This window comes from Paraburkholderia polaris (assembly GCF_012927345.1).
In the GTDB taxonomy this organism is placed as follows: domain Bacteria; phylum Pseudomonadota; class Gammaproteobacteria; order Burkholderiales; family Burkholderiaceae; genus Paraburkholderia; species Paraburkholderia polaris.
In genome coordinates this window covers 60,003-77,167 of the sequence record NZ_JABBGJ010000043.1, presented here as the reverse complement: position 1 = coordinate 77,167, position 17,165 = coordinate 60,003, and the positions used below count along the sequence as shown (strand labels likewise).

The following is a 17,165-nucleotide window of genomic DNA, read 5'->3' as shown; positions in this document are numbered from 1 at the left end:
CCTTCAACCGACTGTCTGACCATGACCGCTGCCCACAGCACGGACGCAGGAAAAGAGCGCCCGCGAATCTGGCCCGCCATGCTGCTGATCGTGCTGGCCGTCATTGCGGTAATCGTCGTGATCTGGCGCGTGGATACCGCGCCGCGCACCGACGACGCCTATGCGTACGCCGACACGATCGGCGTCTCGCCCGAAGTCAGCGGCAAGATCGTGACGCTCGCGGTGCGTAACAACCAGGCGGTGAAGCAGGGTGATCTGCTGTTCGAGATCGACCCGCGGCCGTATCAGTTCGCGTTGCTGCGCGCGCAGGCGGCGCTCGCGCAGCTCGATGCGCAGATTCCGCTGACGCAGCGCACCGTCAATGCGCAAGGATTCAGCGCCGATGCGGCAAAGTCGGCGGTGGTGCGCGCGCAGGCCGCCGCCAGGCAGGCGGGGGACACGCTGGCGAGAATGGAGCCTTTGATCGCGAAGGGCTACATCTCCGCCGAAGATCTGGACCGCGCGCGCACCTCACAACGCGCCGCGCTGGCCGAGCTCGCGGCCGCGCAAGCGCAGGCGCGCGAGGCGCAGGCGGCGGTCAGCAGCGTCGCCGCGCTCGTCGCGCAGCGTGCGGTGCTGACCGCCGAAATCTCGACGGCGCAGCTGAACCTCGAGTATGCGACCGTGCGCGCGCCGTTCGATGGTCGCGTCGTCGAGCTGCGCACCTCGGTCGGGCAATTCGTGTCCGCGCAAAAGCCCGTCTTCACACTGATCGATACGCGGCACTGGTACGTGATCGCCAATTTCCGCGAGAACGAACTCGCCAACATCCGGCCCGGCACCCGCGCAACCGTGTACCTGATGAGCAAGACCAACATCCGTTTCAGCGGCGCGGTCGACTCGATCGGCTTTGGCGTCGATCCGCAGGACGGCGGCGGTACTGCGAACGGTCTGCCGAACATCCAACGCAGCATCAACTGGGTGCACGTCGCACAACGTTTTCCGGTGAAGATCCTGGTCGATCATCCCGATCCACAACTGTTCCGGATCGGCACGTCCGCGGTCGCCGTGCTGCAGCCCGAAAGGCGCGACAACCGTGACCGTCGCGACAATCGCGCGACGCCCGACGGAGCGCCGTCATGAGCGGCCTCGACGGCATCGATGGTGTCGCGCGGCGTCTCGCATGGCCGCGGCCGCTCGCGGCGCTCGCCGCCTTTCTGCGCTACGAACTCGCCGCGTTTCCGGGGCGCGGCAACGTGACGATGCGCTGCGTGCTCGGCAGCGCGATCGTGATCGTCGCGTCGATGACCTTGCAGGTCCCCGAGCTGGCGGTGTCACTGATCGCGGTGTTCTTCGTCACGCAGGCCAACATCGTGCTGACCCGCATGATCGCATTGAATCTCGTGATCGGCACGACGTGCGCGATTGCCTGCACGATCGGCCTCTACGCACTGACGTTCGACTATCCGCTACTGCGCATCATCGCCGCGAGCGCAATCTTTTTTTGCAGCACCTATCTGATGCGCGCTGTGACGAAGTTCGGGCTGGTTTTCTTTCTCGTCTCGCTGATCGTGATTTACGCGCAGAGCTTTGGCGATCTGACCGATAACGCGGAACAGCTGGTGCGTAACTGTCTGTGGGTGTGGTCGGCGGTCAACTACGCCGTTGCATTGTCGCTGATCATCAACACGCTGTTTCTGCCGGCCGAGCCGGAGCGGCAATTGCGCGCCGCGATGCAACGGCAGCTCGCGACGGCGCATGCGCGGCTCGCCGCTCTGATCGACGTGCATGCGCCGGCCGTGCGGATCGGCTCGCTCGATCTCGAGCGCGGCGCGCTGTCGTTGCAGAAGCTGTTGCGCTTCTCGACCATGCGGCACCGCTACAGCAACGAGGACGCGTCGACGAGGCTGGCCTGCGTGACCGCGGTATCGCGCATCTTCGAGGCTGCGGCGGTGCTGCCTGACCATGCCGTCGCGCACGGCGCCGGGCAGATCGATACGATTCGCGCGGTGCAGGACGAACTCGTGTCGCTCGACCACGCGCTCGGCGACGACGCGCAATGGCTGCGCTGGAGCACACCCGTGCACGCGCCGATATCGACATCGATACCTGCGGTCGACGCAATGCAGCGCGCGCTTAACGCGCTCGCCGATGCAATGCGGAGCGCCGTCGCGCCGACACCGCCGAACGATGCAGCCGCCGGCGCTGCAGCGGCTAAACCGGCTAAACCGGCTAAACCGGCTAAACCGGCGATAGCGACGATAGCGACGATAGCGACGAAAGCGGCGGCGCGCTCTGCGGTGCTCGAACCGGACGTCTTCGCGAATCCGCGCTACGCGCGCTTCTCGCTGCGTACGCTGCTGTCGGTACTGATCTGCTATGTGTTCTACAACGCGGTGAACTGGCCGGGCATCCACACGATCATGCTGACGTGTCTCGTGGTCGCGCTGCCGAGCCTTGGCGCGTCGAGCCGCCATGGTGTGCTGCGGATCAGCGGCGCACTGATCGGCAGCGCGCTGGCGCTGTTCATGGTCGCGTTCGTGATTCCGCAACTGGAGAGCGTGACGGGGTTGCTGCTGATGAGCCTGCCCGTGATTGCGCTCGGCGCCTGGGTGTCGGCAGGTTCCGAGCGGATCAGTTATGCAGGAATCCAGATCATGTTTACGTTTGCACTGGCGTTGCTCGAATCGTTCTCGCCGCCGTCCGATCTCACCGAGATCCGCGACCGGATCGTGGGCATTCTGCTAGGCGTCGGCGTGGCAACTTACATCCAGATGTCGATGTGGCCGGAAGGCGAAGCGGATGCGCTGCGCGCGCAACTGGCGTCGGTACTGCGCAAGATCGCGGCGCTGGCGCGCATCGAGGCGGAGGCGGTGCTCACTGGCCCGCGAGCGACGGATGCGCCGGAGGTGGTCGCAACGTGGGCCACGCTCGCGGACTGCGAGACGGTGCTGGCGCGCGTCGCGCTCGAACCCGACTGGCGCGAGGGCGAGACGGCGCGGATTACGCTGCTATCGCAGACGGTGCTCGCGCAGAGCCGTACGCTGCTCGTCGCGATCGAAGCGTTTCACCACGAGGCGATGGCCGGCGCGTCAGCAGGCGCGTCGATGGGGCGCGCGGCGAAGTTTCAGTCGGATGTCGCGGATGCGCTGGAGCGATACGCGTCGCAGCTCGCGGCCGAGCCACCGGCCGCGACTACGCCGGCGCCGCTCGACCCGGGTGGACTGCACGCCGCGCCGACAGGGGCAGTGGGTGTGGCAGCGGGTGTGGCAGATGAGGAAGCGCTGGAACGGCACGCGCGCCGAATCAATGAGGCGCTCGCCGGGTTGCCGCGCTGGTCGGCCGGCGAGCGGGCCGACGGCGAATTCGCGAGTGCGGGGTGATCTGCGATGACATGCTTCGCCTGCATTCTGCGCCGTCTGCTGCGCTTATTGGCCACACGACCGGCCGCCCGACCAGCGGCCCGACCAGCCACACGACCAGCCGCCCGACTGGCCGGCCACTGGCTCGCGTCTCTCTCGCTGCCGTTGCTCGCCTCGTGCGCGATCATTCACCACGACAGTCCGCCCGCCGCGATGATCGCGCCGCAGCAAATCCGCCTCGCTGACGACATCCATCTCGCGAACGAAGGCTGGCCGTCGGCGCGCTGGTGGGCGCAGTATCACGATTCGCAGCTCGATACGCTCGTCGAGCTGGCGCTTGCCCATGCGCCAACGCTCGTCATTGCGCGTGAGCACGTCTCGCAGGCCCACGCGCAGGTCGAGCTGATCCGCGCGGGGTCCGGTCTGCAGATGTCCGCGCTGGCGGAGGCCGATCGCGAGCGGGTCTCGGGGCACGGTTTCCTCAGCGCCTATGCGTCGCACGACCCGGCGATCGGCGCGTTTGGGCCGTGGTATTGGACCGGGCTGGTGGGGGTCGACGCTCACTACGACATCGACGTTTGGGGCAAGCAGCGCGAGCTCGTGCGCGCGGCGATCGGCGAGCAGAACGCGCGGCGCGCGGAGGAGGCGCAGGCCGAGCTCGAGCTGTCGGCAGGCGTCACGCAGCTCTACTACAGCATCCAGATCACCTACGCGAGCCTCGAGCTGCTGCGGCAGCTTTGCGAAGTGCGCGCGTTCGAGCTCGACACGCGATCGGCGCGGCACGAACGCGGCCTCGAAGCGCTGACCCAAACCGCCGACGCGCGCTCGCAGTTGCTCGCGATCGACCAGCAGATCGCGTCGAGCGAGGAGCAGGTGGTCCACGCGCGCGAGGCGTTGCGGGCGCTGGCGGGTGTGGGTCCCGACGATCTGCCGGCGATCGCGCCGGTGCCGTTGCCGGCAGCGTCGGCTTCACTGCCATCGACGCTCTCGTATGAGCTGCTCGCGCGGCGTCCGGATCTGCAGGCGATGCGCTGGCTGGTACAGGCGTCATTCGACAAGATCGATGCAGCGAAAGCGGCGTTCTACCCGAGCTTCGATATCACCGCGTTCTTCGGTTTCAACGCGCTGCGAATGCGCGACCTGTTCATGCATTCGAGCCAGCAGATCAACCTCATTCCCGGCCTCACGCTGCCGATCTTCGACGGCGGCCGCCTGAACGCGAACCTGCACGGCGCGCGCACGGCCAGCAACACGCTGATCGAGCAGTACGACCAGGCAGTGCTCGACGCGGTGCGCGACATCGCGCAGAGCGGCAGCGAGATCGATGACCTCGATCATCGCGTGCATCTGCAGCGTGACCGGATCGACGCGTTGCGCTTCGCGAGCGACAGTGCCGAGGCGGGCTACCAGACCGGTCTCGGTGACAGGATGAGCGCGATGCAGGCAAAGGCGCCGGTCATCGTTGGACGCCTCGAGCTCGTGCAGCTTACCGGCGACGAGATCGAGGCGGGCATCGTGCTGACCCGCGCGCTCGGTGGCGGCTATCGCAGCGACGACCTGCCGGGGGATCCGGCCGGGACGAAGGTGCATTAGGGTCCGTTGTTAGCATGAACAGGCCCTAAACAGCGACCGCGCCGGGTGGGTTGCTGCTGCCGTTCGTCCGTGCGAGCGTGACGGCCCCCGTTCGGGGGATTGATCGCCGTGCCCGCCAATCCTTACTTGACCGATGACCCGCCTGTCAGGGAGCTGAGCCTTGAAGAATCATGATGCTTCGGGAAGCCGCACGCCACTTCGGGCAACGCCGCTGTTCCACCCGGGACCGTTGATCCATCGAGGCGGCTCGTGACGGGGGACATTGATCTGATCGAGCTCACCGCCGAAATCGTGGCGAGCTTCGTGTCGTGCAATCCATTGCCGGCGGCCGACCTGCCGGCGTTCATCTGGAGCACCTACGCCGCGCTGGCCGCATTGCGCACGACGTCGGCACCGGCCACGCAACGGCGGGCTGCGGTGCCGATCGAGGAATCGGTGCACGACGATTACCTCGTCTGTCTGGAAGACGGACGCAAGCTGAAATCGCTCAAGCGCTACCTGCAGCGCCACTTCGCGATGACCCCCGACGAATACCGCGCGAAGTGGGGCCTGCCCGCTGACTACCCGATGGTCGCGCCGGCCTATTCCGCGCTGCGCTCGTCGATCGCGAAGCGCCATCCCGCGGGCGCAATCAAGCCGCGTCGCGGCGCCTGAGAACGCACGAACGAGGGACGCGGCTGCCGTCGCGTTCACCCGTCGAGGGGATGTCGCGCCGCCGCCAGACTGCGCAAGATGGGGACCGTCGACTTACGCCGTGAGATGCCGTCCGGCTGTCGTCACGGGCACATCGCCGGCATCGACCAGGGAGGCGCACATGTTCACGCAGACACCGAATGCAGCGTGCTGCAACGAGGCAGCAGATTTCGCCGTCGACGGCGGGACCACGTTCGAAGAAGCCGATCCGGTCGCCGACGCGTCCCGCCGGCTCTGTTCGGACAGCGTCTGCGACGCGCTCGTCGCACGCCTCGTCGCGCGGGCTGCCGAGCCCACGGCGCCGTCTGCGCGGCGCGCGGCGTCGCTGCCGAGGTGGCGTCTGCGGCGCGCGCTCGATTTCATCGAAGCGAATCTCGCGCAGCCGATCGGACTTGCCGATGTCGCCGCCAGCACCGGACTCACCCGCATGCATTTCGCCGCGCAGTTCCGCTCGACGACCGGCTACTCGCCGCACGCGTATCTGCTGCGGCGCAGGATCGAGCATGCCCAGATGTTGCTGCGCTCGTCGGCGCTCAGCGTGCTCGACGTCGCGCTCAGTTGTGGCTTCGGGTCGCATGCGCACTTCACGACCGTCTTCGGGCGGATGGTCGGCGAACCGCCCAACAGCTGGCGGACCCGCATGCGCGGCGAGCGGCTGATCGTGGAGCCGGCCGCGGCCGCGACAGGGTCGGCCGAGGCCCGTTAACGCGGCCGCGATGATGCTGGCGTCCGAGGTCGAGCGCGTGTCGCCCGGCTGACTACTGGCTGCATTACGAACTCTGCATCGATCGCTTTCGTTTCGGTTGCGGTGCGAGCAACACCGGGGCAACACCGGGCAATACCGGGCGACAACCCATCCTTTACCAAAAAAGAACCGAATCATCACGCATTTCCGGACGGTCATCTTTAGTCTGGACGGTACAGCGTTCGTCAAGCGGTTGCGACGATCTGGTGTCCGACGGAGCGTGGAATGAACGAGGCGTTTGCTTACGAAATTGATCAGGAAGCGGGACATCGTCGTCCTTGCGCGGCGCCGCCGCGGGCGCAGTCCGAAGCCCTTGCGATACGGGGGCTTCACGTCATACCCCCCGCGTCGGTGTACGTCGACGAAGTTCTGTCATTGGGGCGCGTCGGCCGGGAACGGCCGGCAGTGAGTGGGGCGCGGATCCATCTGGATCTTGCGCGCGCGTGGCAGATGCTGATCCGGCTCCAGGCCGCCGAAGCGCTGCTGACCGCGCAGCGGATTGAAGGGCGGGTCGGCCCGTTGCCGGGCCCTATTGCGGTTGCGGTGCGTTGCGAGATCGCCGCCGTGCGGGCCGCGGCGCTCATGCTGCAGGACGATGCGGGGGCGGCATTGGCCGCTGCGCTTTCCGCACTGCGGCTCGACGCCGCAACGCCCACCGCACACGTCGCGCTGACGGTGTGCCGCTGCGTGTACTGGCGCCTCGGTGATCCCGAGAGTTTCTACGCGGTGGAACGCCGCGAGCCGGGCGAGCCGGGCAAGCAGCCGGGCCGGCTGCGCGCGATCACCACGATGTTCGACCTTGCGCTCGATGCCGCGATCGAATTCGGTCAGATGCATTTCAATGCCGCGCGCTTGCTGGCCGGCGACGCGCTCGATGTCGCGCGCCGTTTCGGCGTCGGTCCGGCGGCAATCGACGCGCTGCCTGCCTGCGTGATGGCGCAGGTGCTGTACGAGGAGGGCCGCGTCGACGAGAGCGAGGCGCTGGTCGCGGCACGGCTGCCGGGAATCCGGCAGGGCGGTGCGATCGAAGGCGCGGTGCTCGGTTACGGACTGCTCGCTCGCATCGCCGCGAACCGGCGCCAACCGGGACAAGGGCTCTTGTTGCTGGCCGAGGCGGACGCGCTTGGGATAAAGCGCAACTGGCCGCGGCTGCGCGCCGCCAGCCTCGCGCAGCAGGTCGAGATGCACGTCGCCGCGGATCGCATCGACCAGGCGGCGCTCTGCGCACAACGGCTCGCCGTGCTGGCCGGGCAGTGCGGCGCGACGAGCAGCAGCGCGCGCTTCGAGATCGCGCGCTACCACGTGCTCGCGCAGGCGCGGCTGGCGCTCGCGCATGAGCATTTCCAGGCATCCGCGCAGGCGCTCTCAAAGGCATCCGCTCAGGCGTTCCCTCAGGCACCCATTCAGGTATCCGCCACGGTCGATCTCGCGGCGCTGCGGCAGCTCCATTGCAATACCGTTTTGAGGCGCGATCGATACGGCGCGGTGACGATCGCGCTGTTGCTGGTCGAAGCGTTGCTGGTTGCCGGTCTGCGCGATGAGGCGATCGAGGCGCTCGTCACGCTGCTGAAGCAGGCAGCTTCGGTGGGACTGCATCAGACGCTCGTCGACTGCAGTGAGCGCGTTGCGAAGCTGATCGACGGGATCGTACGGGGGGCGATCGTGCCCGCCGGCGACGTCCGCGAACTGCTTCCCTACGCAGGCGCATTGATGTCGCGCCGCCGACGTGGCGCCGCCGACGCGCAGGCGGGGCGTGATAGTGATACGTCGCGGGACACAGCGCCGGACAGAGTGCAACCCGTGGCCGCCATGTGCCTCAGCGAGCGTGAACGCGCGATCATCGGACTGATGGGGCGTGGGCTGACCAACAAGCAGATCGCGATCCGACTGTGCATCGCGCCTGAGACTGTGAAGTCGCACGCCAAGCATCTGTATACGAAGCTGTCGGTGAAGAACCGGATCGAAGCGGTGACGCTGGCGAGCCGTCTGGGTCTGGTCCGGCTTTCTGGGAGTGGCATCGATTGAGTTCCGACTTTTCGAGCGCGGACAGCGGTCCGGTTCGCAGGCTTTCGTCTCGATCTGCTCAATCAGTGGGGGCGACGGATGAAGGAACCGGACGCCGTGCCGGATGCCGGCACGCCGGCGACTAGCCCGTTTCCAACGTCTCGCGCAGACGATGGCCCGACGGCAGCGTCGCGGCGAGTGTGTCCTTCATCGTCTTGCTGAGTGTTGCGTGGTGATCGGCCGATTGCGTGTCGCCGGCCAGCTCGCAGGCACGGGCAGCCGTGCGATGGATGTGCCAGTCCGCGAGCGGCGTCTGGTAATCGCGCGTTGCGTCGAGTGCACGCTGCACGCAGCGCAGCGCCTGGTTTGCGTCATGCTGTTCGCACGCGACCCGCGCACGCATGTCCCACGCGAAGCCCTGCCACGTGCGCTCTTCGATACGGGTCGCCAGTTCGACGAGACGGTCGGCGTGGGTGACCGCAGCATCGAAATCGCGCTCCGCGAGTGCGACGCCCGCGAGCCCCCATTCGAGTGGAAGACGCCAGTACCAGTCGAAGATCACCGGCTGCGTGTCCATCCGTTGCATCACCTGCGTGAGCGCGTCGCGCGCGGCGCGCGTGTCGCCGAGGCCGAGCTGTGCGAGCCCGGTCAGCAGCAGGCAGAGCCGGTATTCGGCCGGCAGGATCGATTTGCCGCTGCCCGGTTCGGGCGACTTGCCGGCCAGCACCTGCGCGCAGGCTTGCCGCATCGCATCGAAATCCATCGCGTGGAACTGCACCCAGCAGCGATAGAGCGTGAGCGTGTCCGCGCCGTACTGGTTGCCGTTGTGCGCGAACATCGTGATTGCCTTGTCGAACTCGCGCTGCGCGCGGCCGAATTCGCCGAGGTAGAGCAACGTCCACGGCAGACCCAGATGCACCATCCAGGTCGCGCGCGCCATATTGAACTCGGGGCGGTTTTCGTCGTTCTCGACGAGGAAACGGTAATTCGAGAGGATGGTGTCCTGGGCTTCCTGGTAGCGCGACGACACGAGGCAGACCATGGCGTATTCGCACAGCGACCAGGCTGTCGTGTAGGGATCCTCACCGGCGCGCAAGGGCACGAGCGCAGCCTCGCACCGCACGATGTCTTCCGCGCTCCAGCCGCGCACCCACATCCGCCATACGTAGCAGCTGATGCGGGTGCGGGCCTGCTGCTGCGGGTTGGTCTGCCGTTCACTCAGCGCGAGCGCTTCGTCGATGATCTGGCTGCAGCGCGCCTGGTCGCGCCAGCTATACGCATACGCGAGGCTCATCAGCGCACGGCTCTGGATGTCGATCAGGCCGTGCTGCGCGGCGCGCTCCGCGAGCTGTTCGCAGGTTTCCCGCGCGCGGGAATCGTGGGCCGCCGCGAAGATCGAAGCACGGCCTTCGAGGAATTCCGTTTGCGCCGCAGCGCGCGCTTCAGTGGGCAGATTGGCGGCGAGCATCAGCGCGCGGTCGAGGACCGCGAGCGCGTCGTTGTACGCGAGACGCTTCTTCGCCGTCTGGATCGCAATGCGTAGATAGCCTAGCGCACGTTCCCAATGTTTCGCGGCGGCGAAGTGCTGCGCGAGTTCGGCGGCGACCCCGCCGCGCTCGTCCGGTGCGAACAGCGCCTCGAGCGCCTGGGCGACACGCAGATGCGAGTGGGTGGTGCGCAGCAGACCCTGCCGCTCGTAGAAAGTCTGCCGGTACATCGTGTGGCGGAACGCGTAGGTGCACGCGGCGAGACCGTCATCAAGCGTAGACGACGGCTCGCGACGGATGAAGCTTTCCTGACGGCAGAGCGCCTCGCAGATGTCCTCGAAATGCTCCTGGCCCAATCCGGCTGCTGGCGCCGCGGTGGTCGCGCTAAACGCGAGGCCGGCGACGCTCGCGCCTTCGAGCGCGCGTTGCTGCTCGTCGGTCAGCCGCTGGATGCGATGCTCGATGACCTGGTTCAACGTGAGCGGCACTTCCAGCCGCACTTTCGATGGTGACAGATGCAGCTTCCAGCCTTCGGGCGTCGATTGCGCGATGCCTTGCCCGACCAGGTGATCGAGCGTCGCGACCATAAACAGAGGGTTGCCGCCGGAGCGCTCGCGCACCAGCTGAGCGAAGCCGTTCGCGCGGTCGAGCCGTTCGTCGTGCGGGCTGCCCGTCAGATATTCGGCGATTGCGCCTTCGGTCAACGGTTCCAGCACGATGTCGTGACAGAGCTTCTGCAGCCCCAGGTCGCGGTTCAGTCGGCACAACGGGTGTTGCGCGAGTTCGGCGTCTTCCGGGCGGTACGTCGCGATCACCATCAGACGTGCGCCGCTGCGATGGCGGGCCAGCGCGGACAGCATGTCGACCGTCGAATAGTCGGACCAGTGCAGGTCTTCGAATACCAGCGCGAGCGGACGCTCCAGCGACAGCGCTTCGAGGAATTCGCAAATCTCGCGCAACATGCGCCCGCTCGCCGCGCCGATCACCTGATGCTGTAGCTCGGCGCGGTATTGCTGCGGCACCGATCCCAACATCTGGAGAGCCCAGGTCGGCGCGATTGACACGAGCGTGCGGGTGATCATCGGGCCCGCTTCGCTGCGGGTCAGTTGTGTCAGCGCGTCGAGCACCGGGTAGTAGGGCTCGATGCCGCCGTAGCCTTCGACGCAGCGACCGAGCGACGCCACCACGGTGGCATCGCCATCGAGCGAGTCCAGGAACCGGTTGACGAGCGTCGTCTTGCCGATGCCCGGTTCGCCCGCCACGAACACGATGCGCGATGCGCCATTGCGTGCCTCGTCAAACAGCGTCTTCAACCGGTTCAGTTGCAGCGTGCGGCCGACGAACGCGCCATGGCCGCGCTTATCCGCCTCGCGCGCGCCGGTGCTTGAACTGGCGGAGAGCGGCGCGATGAAGCGATAGCCGCGGCCGCGATGGGTTTCGATAAAGCTTGGATGTCCCGCATCGTCGCCAAGCGCCGTGCGGATGGTCAGCATGTGGGCCTTCAGCACTTCGGGCTGGACATGCACGTTCTGCCACAGTGCATCGAGGAATTCGTCGTGCGTGATGAGCCGGCCAGCGTGGTCGATCAGGTATTGCAGCATGTCGTAGGCGCGCGGCGCCAACGCGAGCTTGCGGCTCGTGCCGTCGGGCGCACATTGCCAGACGCATCGATTCACGCGATCCAATCGAAAGGGAGGGAATTCGATCACGCAGATTCTCCGACCGAGCAGCAACCCGACTTGGTTGTCGCGATTTTATACTGCGCGTGTCCGTACCGCGGGCTGGAGCATTCCATTATCAAATCAAGAGCAAAAATTCACCCTTCCAGATTTCGAACGCCTTACGTTGACGGACAAAAGTGTGCATCTCGTCCTGGCAGGCGGGCACATTTATTCGTCAGAGGTTTGAGATGAGCGATGCGAATGTGACTCGGCATGTTTCGGAAGGTCCCGCAAAGCATAGGCTCGTGAAGCTCGCTGCGAAAAATCGTACCGAAGCGGTCACTCGTGCAACCCATTCAGGCCTGATCCAGGCAAGAGGAGCATGGTCAGTATGAAGGCTCAGTCGAGCACGCTCGCTTCGGTCAGTTTCGAAGGCTTTCGTCTGGATACGGCGAACGAATGCCTTTGGCGGCTGGATTCCGACGCGACACCCGAGCGGATCGACCTGACGCGCAAGACCTTCGGCGTTTTGCGCTTTTTGATCGAGAATCGCGGTGCGCTGATTACCCATGACGCGCTGCTCGAAGCGGTGTGGCCGGATGTGCACGTGCAGCCCGAAGTTGTGAAGGCCCACATACGGACGATCCGGGCACGGCTTGGCGATAGCGCGCAGCGCCCTCGCTACATCGAAACGCTGCGCGGCCGCGGCTATCGTTTCGTCGCGCCCGTAGAGGCCCCTTCAACAGAGTCCTTGCCGACGTCAAGCGAGGAGAGCTTCGGCCGCTTTACTGGGCGCACGAGCGAGCTTCAGCAACTGAGTGCCGCAATGGACCGGGCCCGATCCGGAAACGGCCAGGTCGTGGTGGTTGCCGGTGAGCCGGGCATCGGCAAGACGGCGTTGCTCAAGCAGTTCGTTGCCGCTCAACGGTTCGAACCTGACGATGCGTGGGTCGCTGAAGGGCATTGTGTCGAGGGCTATGGCGGCACCGAGCCGTTTTATCCGGTTCTGCAGGCGCTCGGGCAACTTTGCCAGGGAACCGGCGGCAGCGAAGTCGTGAAAGCGCTGGTGACGTTGGCGCCCACCTGGGCATGGCAGCTCCCGGGGCAGGTGGCGGGGCATGTGCGCGAGTCCCTGCACCGACAGATTCTTGCCGCGTCGCGCGAACGCATGCTGCGGGAGATCCGAGGCTTGCTGAGCTTTCTGACGCAGACGCGACCGCTGCTCCTGATATTCGAAGACCTCCATTGGGCCGACTACTCAACCATCGATTTTCTGGCGGCGATGGCGCGCCAGCCAGGTGCGCTGCGCCTGATGATCGTCGCCACTTACCGGCCGGACGAAGCGGCGCTCGCCGAACACCCCATCGAGCAACTGCATCACGAGCTTTCGCTGAGGGGCCTATGCCGGGATCTGGCGCTTGGCCCATTGCCTCGCGACGCGGTGGTTGCGTGGCTGACAGACCGCGATCATACCGACCCTGCCGAGGAAGAACTGTCTGATCTCATCGCGCAACGTTGCGGCGGCAATCCGCTGTTTATGCGGGCGACCCTCGCAGATCTCGTGGAGCGCAACATGCTCCGCAAGACGGCGACGGGCTGGCGGCCGCTGACGCCCTTGGCGATGATCGGCGCGGCGGCGCCACACACGATAACCCGGACGCTCGAGGGTAGAATCCGGCGCCTCCCCGCCGACGAACGGAATCTGCTTGAAGCCGCTAGCGTGGCAGGACTCTGCTTTTCGTCGGCGACCGTGGCCGAGGCCGCGGGTCTGTCGACGGAGCAGTTCGACGATCTGTGCGAGGCGCTGGCACGCAATCAACGCTTTATTCAACGTTGCGCAGTGAAACGATTACCCGACGGCGGAGCGGCGGCCATGTTCTGTTTCGACCATGCCCTCATCCGCAACGCGTTCTATGGGCGTCAAGGGCTGACTCGCCGCTCCCGTTTGCATCGGCAAATCGCGCAACGGCTCGAGGCGATCTATGCTCGTGATCAGAGAGCGGAAGTGGCATACGAGCTTGGACAACATTTCGCTGACGCGAGAGACTGGCTCAAAGCGATCGACTATTTACGCATTGCGCTGCAAACCGCAAAGGTTCGCTTTGCATATCGGGAGGCGCAGTCGATTCTCGACTTTGCCGCCTCGCTCACCGCAAAGTTGCCGGCTGAGTTGCGTCCGCTTAGAAGCTTTGAGTTTGCCGAGGCACGCGCGTCGCTTTACGCTGCGGCGCATGATCCGCGCGCCGAGGCTGCCTGGGTCGAACTTGAGGAGCAGGCACGCACGATTGGCCGGCTCGATGCGCAACTGCGCGCCATGCTCGGCCTCGCCTACGTCTTTAGCTGGAGCGACAGGCAACGTTGCATCGAGGTGCTGAACGAAGCGCTGACGCTCAGTGCATCGCATCCCGACCTGCGCGTCAGCGCGCTGGTCCGCGTGAGTGCCTACGTGCGCCGTATCTGGACCAACGGCTGGTCGCATGCCGATCTGACTGAGTGCGAAACCGCGATGCGCGCGTTGCGCGAGACGGGGGATCCATTGCTGATCGCGCGGGCGAATCTGGAATACAGCATGCTGTGCATCATTTCCACCCGGTATCGCGAAGCGCTCGGGGCAGTGCGGGCGAATTTCCAGATCCTGTTTGAGCATGCGGTGGAACATCCGGGCTTCGACCTCGCGAGGGCGACGTGGATGCTCCGGCTGGGTACGCCATGGGCTCAGCTTTTCCTTGGCGAGCTAGGCCAGTCGATGGAATCGTTCGAGCAGGGTATGGCTTCGTTCCGCGAGAACGGTGACTATTTTGCGGCCCGCACACTTGAGGTCTATCGGGGCTGGTTGCTCGTGCATACGATGGACTACGAGTCGGTCATTGAAATGTACGAACGGTTCGTCCCGGCTGCAAACCCGGCCGCTCGGGCGGTCGAAGCCGACCCCGGCCCACTGCTGCCCGTGCAACACCGTGCGTGTCTCGTGCTCGCGGGCCTCGCGTACATCGGATTGGAGGACGGCGTACGCGCCGCGTCGCTGTTTGCTGAAGCGCGACGACAGATGGACGCCACGCCCATCATGTTCGACTGGTACTGGCGACTGTCAATCGAATGGGGCGAAGCCGAGGCAGCGATGATGGCGGGCGACCATCGCACCTCCCGATTGCACGCCCAGGCGTTCCTGAAGCTCGCCCTCGCCACCGAAGACCGGACGTGGCAGGCCCTCGCCTGGGAACTCGTTGCGCGCGAGGCGCTGGAGAGCGGCGACCCGGTCATTGCACTCGACCGTATCAACTCCGCGTTCGCGGTCACTGAGGGATTCGAAACCCCGCTGGCAGACTGGCGGCTTTACCGCACGGCGGCAGCGATTCACGAGGCCCGTGGCAACGCCGAACAGGCGGATGTGCAACAGCGCCGTTTCACTTCGACGCTCGATCGGTTGTCGAATTCCCTGCCGCGTGGCACTCAGATTGGCCGACGTCTGCTCGCTCTTTCAACTAGCTGACACATGCTTCAGGCGTGAGAGATGGGGGAGCCATCATGGCGCCGATCCCCCCATGGGGTGATATCGTCTAGTAAGGAGTCCATGCAAGATAAGTGAATTGTCCCACCGACGGAATCGGCGCGACCGGCAGTGACGAACTCCGAGCCTGCGGTTCACAACGGCGGCTGATCATTTCATACACGGAGCATCTTCAGGAGAGCCGAGATGAGCAAAAAAGTTGCCGAAATCATTGTGGATACGCTCGCCTCGGCGGGCGTCAAGCATTGCTACGGGATCGTGGGCGACACGCTGAATCTCATCGCTCACCACATCAACGAGAGCGACATCGAGTGGGTCCATGTGCGCCATGAGGAGGCGGGGGCGTTCGCCGCCGAAGCCGAAGCCATGTTGACCGGCAACCTCACGGCCGTTGCGGGAAGCTGCGGCCCTGGCAGCCTTCACTTCATTAACGGCCTGGTGGACGCCAACCGCAATCGCGCTCCGGTTATCCTGATCGCAACCCAGGTCGCGAGCGAGGAACTCGGCTTTAACTTTCCGCAGGAAGTCGACTTCAAGGCGATCTACGGTTCGTGCAGCGTGTTCTGCGACATGATCATCACGCCGGAGCAGGCGCGCCGCAAAACCGTAATTGCCTGTCAGACCGCCATTGCCAAGGGTGGCGTCGCTGTGCTGATCGTTCCGGTTGACATCGCCCATGCTGATGCGAGCGATAACATCCCGTATTCGGTCCACACGAATGTGCCGGTTGTCCGGCCGAGTGACGCCGACCTCGACCGTGTCGCTGAAATCCTCAATTCGGGCGACAAGATCGCGATCTATGGCGGTTCGGGATGCCGTGGCGCCCACGCCGAAATCCTGGCGGTTGCCGAGCGGCTCAAGGCGCCGATTGCACACACGTCCCGCGCCAAAGACGCGCTGGAACACGACAACCCGTACAACGTCGGCATGACCGGCATTATCGGCGGCGAAGCGGGTTATCTGGCGGTATCCGAATGCGAGACCTTGCTGCTGCTGGGCGCCGACTTCGCATGGCGGCAGTTTTACCCGGAGAAGGCCAAAATCGTTCAGATCGACATGGCACCCGATCATCTCGGCCGCCGGCATCCGGTTACGCTAGGGTTGGTGGGCGATATCAAGTCCACGATGGAGGCGTTGCTGCCACGCCTCAAACCGCGCACCTCGACCGAGTTCCGCGACAAGCTCGTCGAACGGCATGCCAGTGCGTTGGAAACCCACCGGTCCAAAGCGGTCCCGTCGGACCGCGGGACGATTCCTCCGATCTATCTGACCGAGCTGATCAACCGGCACGCAGCGAGCGATGCACTCTTCTGCGCCGACGATGGGACGCCCACTGTCTGGCTTTATCGGCATATCGAGACGAACGGGAAACGCCGGGTATTTTCGAGTCTGCTCCACGGCACGATGGCGGCGGCCCTGCCGATGTCAATGGGGCTGCAGAAGTGCCAGCCTGGACGCCAGGTGATTTCCATGTCCGGCGACGGAGGTCTCGCCATGCTGTTCGGTGAGCTCATGACGGTCGTGCAGGAGAAGCTGCCGGTCAAGGTGGTCGTGTTCGACAACGGCAAGCTTGGATTTATCGACATCGAGCAGAAGTCCGAAGGCATGCTCCCACTTTATACGGGCCTGCAAAACCCGGACTTCGGCAAGGTCGCCGAGGCGATCGGGCTATGGGGGCGCACGGTGTCGAAATCCGATGAACTCGAAGAAGCCGTCATTGCATGGTTGAATGAGCCCGGCCCCGCGCTTCTGAACGTCAAGGTCGACACGATGACGCTCGTGATGCCGCCGAAGATCGAATGGGGGTCTGCGTACGGGATGGTCCTGTATTCAGCGAAAGCCATGCTGCAGGGGCAGTCCGCCGATGTGTTCGCCATGATCCGCGAAAATTTATAGGACTTGCTGGAGTAAGGGGGCGGTAGACGAGTCGATCACCGCCTTTACGATCGCGCAGAACCGAAGGATAGGCGTGCGCGAGGCGTCCTCATGTCCCTGTTTGGCTGTCTCGCACTGGCAGGAGTAGACTCGCCGGGGTCGCTCCGTGATGCCACGCCGATCGTCGCCTTGCGCCGACGCATGCGCGTGAACAAGAGGAGTCGAAAATACAGTTCGAGTGGCGTCGGGGAATTTGAA

9 protein-coding genes are annotated in these 17,165 nt (G+C 65.2%); 8 read left to right on the top strand and 1 reads right to left on the bottom strand.

The genetic code is table 11. From position 1 onward, the window contains the following. The first annotated feature begins 21 nt into the window (after window positions 1–21). From mdtN to HHL24_RS33060, 6 genes are all read left to right on the top strand, one after another. On the top strand, window positions 22–1,122 hold the full coding sequence (mdtN, locus tag HHL24_RS33085; protein ID WP_169489507.1) for a multidrug transporter subunit MdtN: 1,101 nt from the start codon (window positions 22–24) through the stop codon (window positions 1,120–1,122). Beyond that, on the top strand, window positions 1,119–3,362 hold the full coding sequence (locus HHL24_RS33080; protein WP_169489506.1) for an FUSC family protein: 2,244 nt from the start codon (window positions 1,119–1,121) through the stop codon (window positions 3,360–3,362). The genes mdtN and HHL24_RS33080 overlap by 4 nt, the downstream gene beginning before the upstream one ends. Before the next feature lie 6 nt (window positions 3,363–3,368). After that, window positions 3,369–4,934 carry an MdtP family multidrug efflux transporter outer membrane subunit gene (locus HHL24_RS33075; RefSeq protein WP_169489505.1) on the top strand — a complete coding sequence of 522 codons (1,566 nt, stop codon included), beginning with the start codon at window positions 3,369–3,371 and terminating at the stop codon, window positions 4,932–4,934. Window positions 4,935–5,183: 249 nt separating this feature from the next. Beyond that, window positions 5,184–5,588, top strand: coding sequence for a MucR family transcriptional regulator (locus tag HHL24_RS33070; protein ID WP_169489504.1), 405 nt, complete (start codon window positions 5,184–5,186; stop codon window positions 5,586–5,588). A gap of 160 nt (window positions 5,589–5,748) precedes the next feature. Further along, window positions 5,749–6,333 carry a helix-turn-helix domain-containing protein gene (locus tag HHL24_RS33065; RefSeq protein ID WP_169489503.1) on the top strand — a complete coding sequence of 195 codons (585 nt, stop codon included), beginning with the start codon at window positions 5,749–5,751 and terminating at the stop codon, window positions 6,331–6,333. A 264-nt stretch (window positions 6,334–6,597) separates the two neighbouring features. After that, window positions 6,598–8,397: a helix-turn-helix transcriptional regulator gene (locus HHL24_RS33060; RefSeq protein ID WP_169489502.1), complete on the top strand. Its 1,800-nt coding sequence runs from the start codon at window positions 6,598–6,600 to the stop codon at window positions 8,395–8,397. A gap of 121 nt (window positions 8,398–8,518) precedes the next feature. On the opposite strand, the gene HHL24_RS33055 is transcribed toward HHL24_RS33060, so the two are convergent. After that, window positions 8,519–11,539 (bottom strand): ATP-binding protein, encoded by a 3,021-nt coding sequence (locus HHL24_RS33055; protein ID WP_169489501.1) that lies wholly within the window; start codon window positions 11,537–11,539, stop codon window positions 8,519–8,521. A 376-nt stretch (window positions 11,540–11,915) separates the two neighbouring features. Here HHL24_RS33055 and HHL24_RS33050 point away from each other — a divergent pair, with 376 nt between their 5' ends. Together HHL24_RS33050 and HHL24_RS33045 are read left to right on the top strand one after the other, a co-directional pair. Further along, entirely contained in the window at window positions 11,916–15,014 is a 3,099-nt protein-coding gene (locus tag HHL24_RS33050) for an ATP-binding protein (RefSeq protein WP_169489500.1), read from the top strand. A 204-nt stretch (window positions 15,015–15,218) separates the two neighbouring features. Continuing rightward, window positions 15,219–16,928, top strand: coding sequence for a thiamine pyrophosphate-dependent enzyme (locus HHL24_RS33045; RefSeq protein WP_169489499.1), 1,710 nt, complete (start codon window positions 15,219–15,221; stop codon window positions 16,926–16,928). Window positions 16,929–17,165 lie beyond the last annotated feature (237 nt).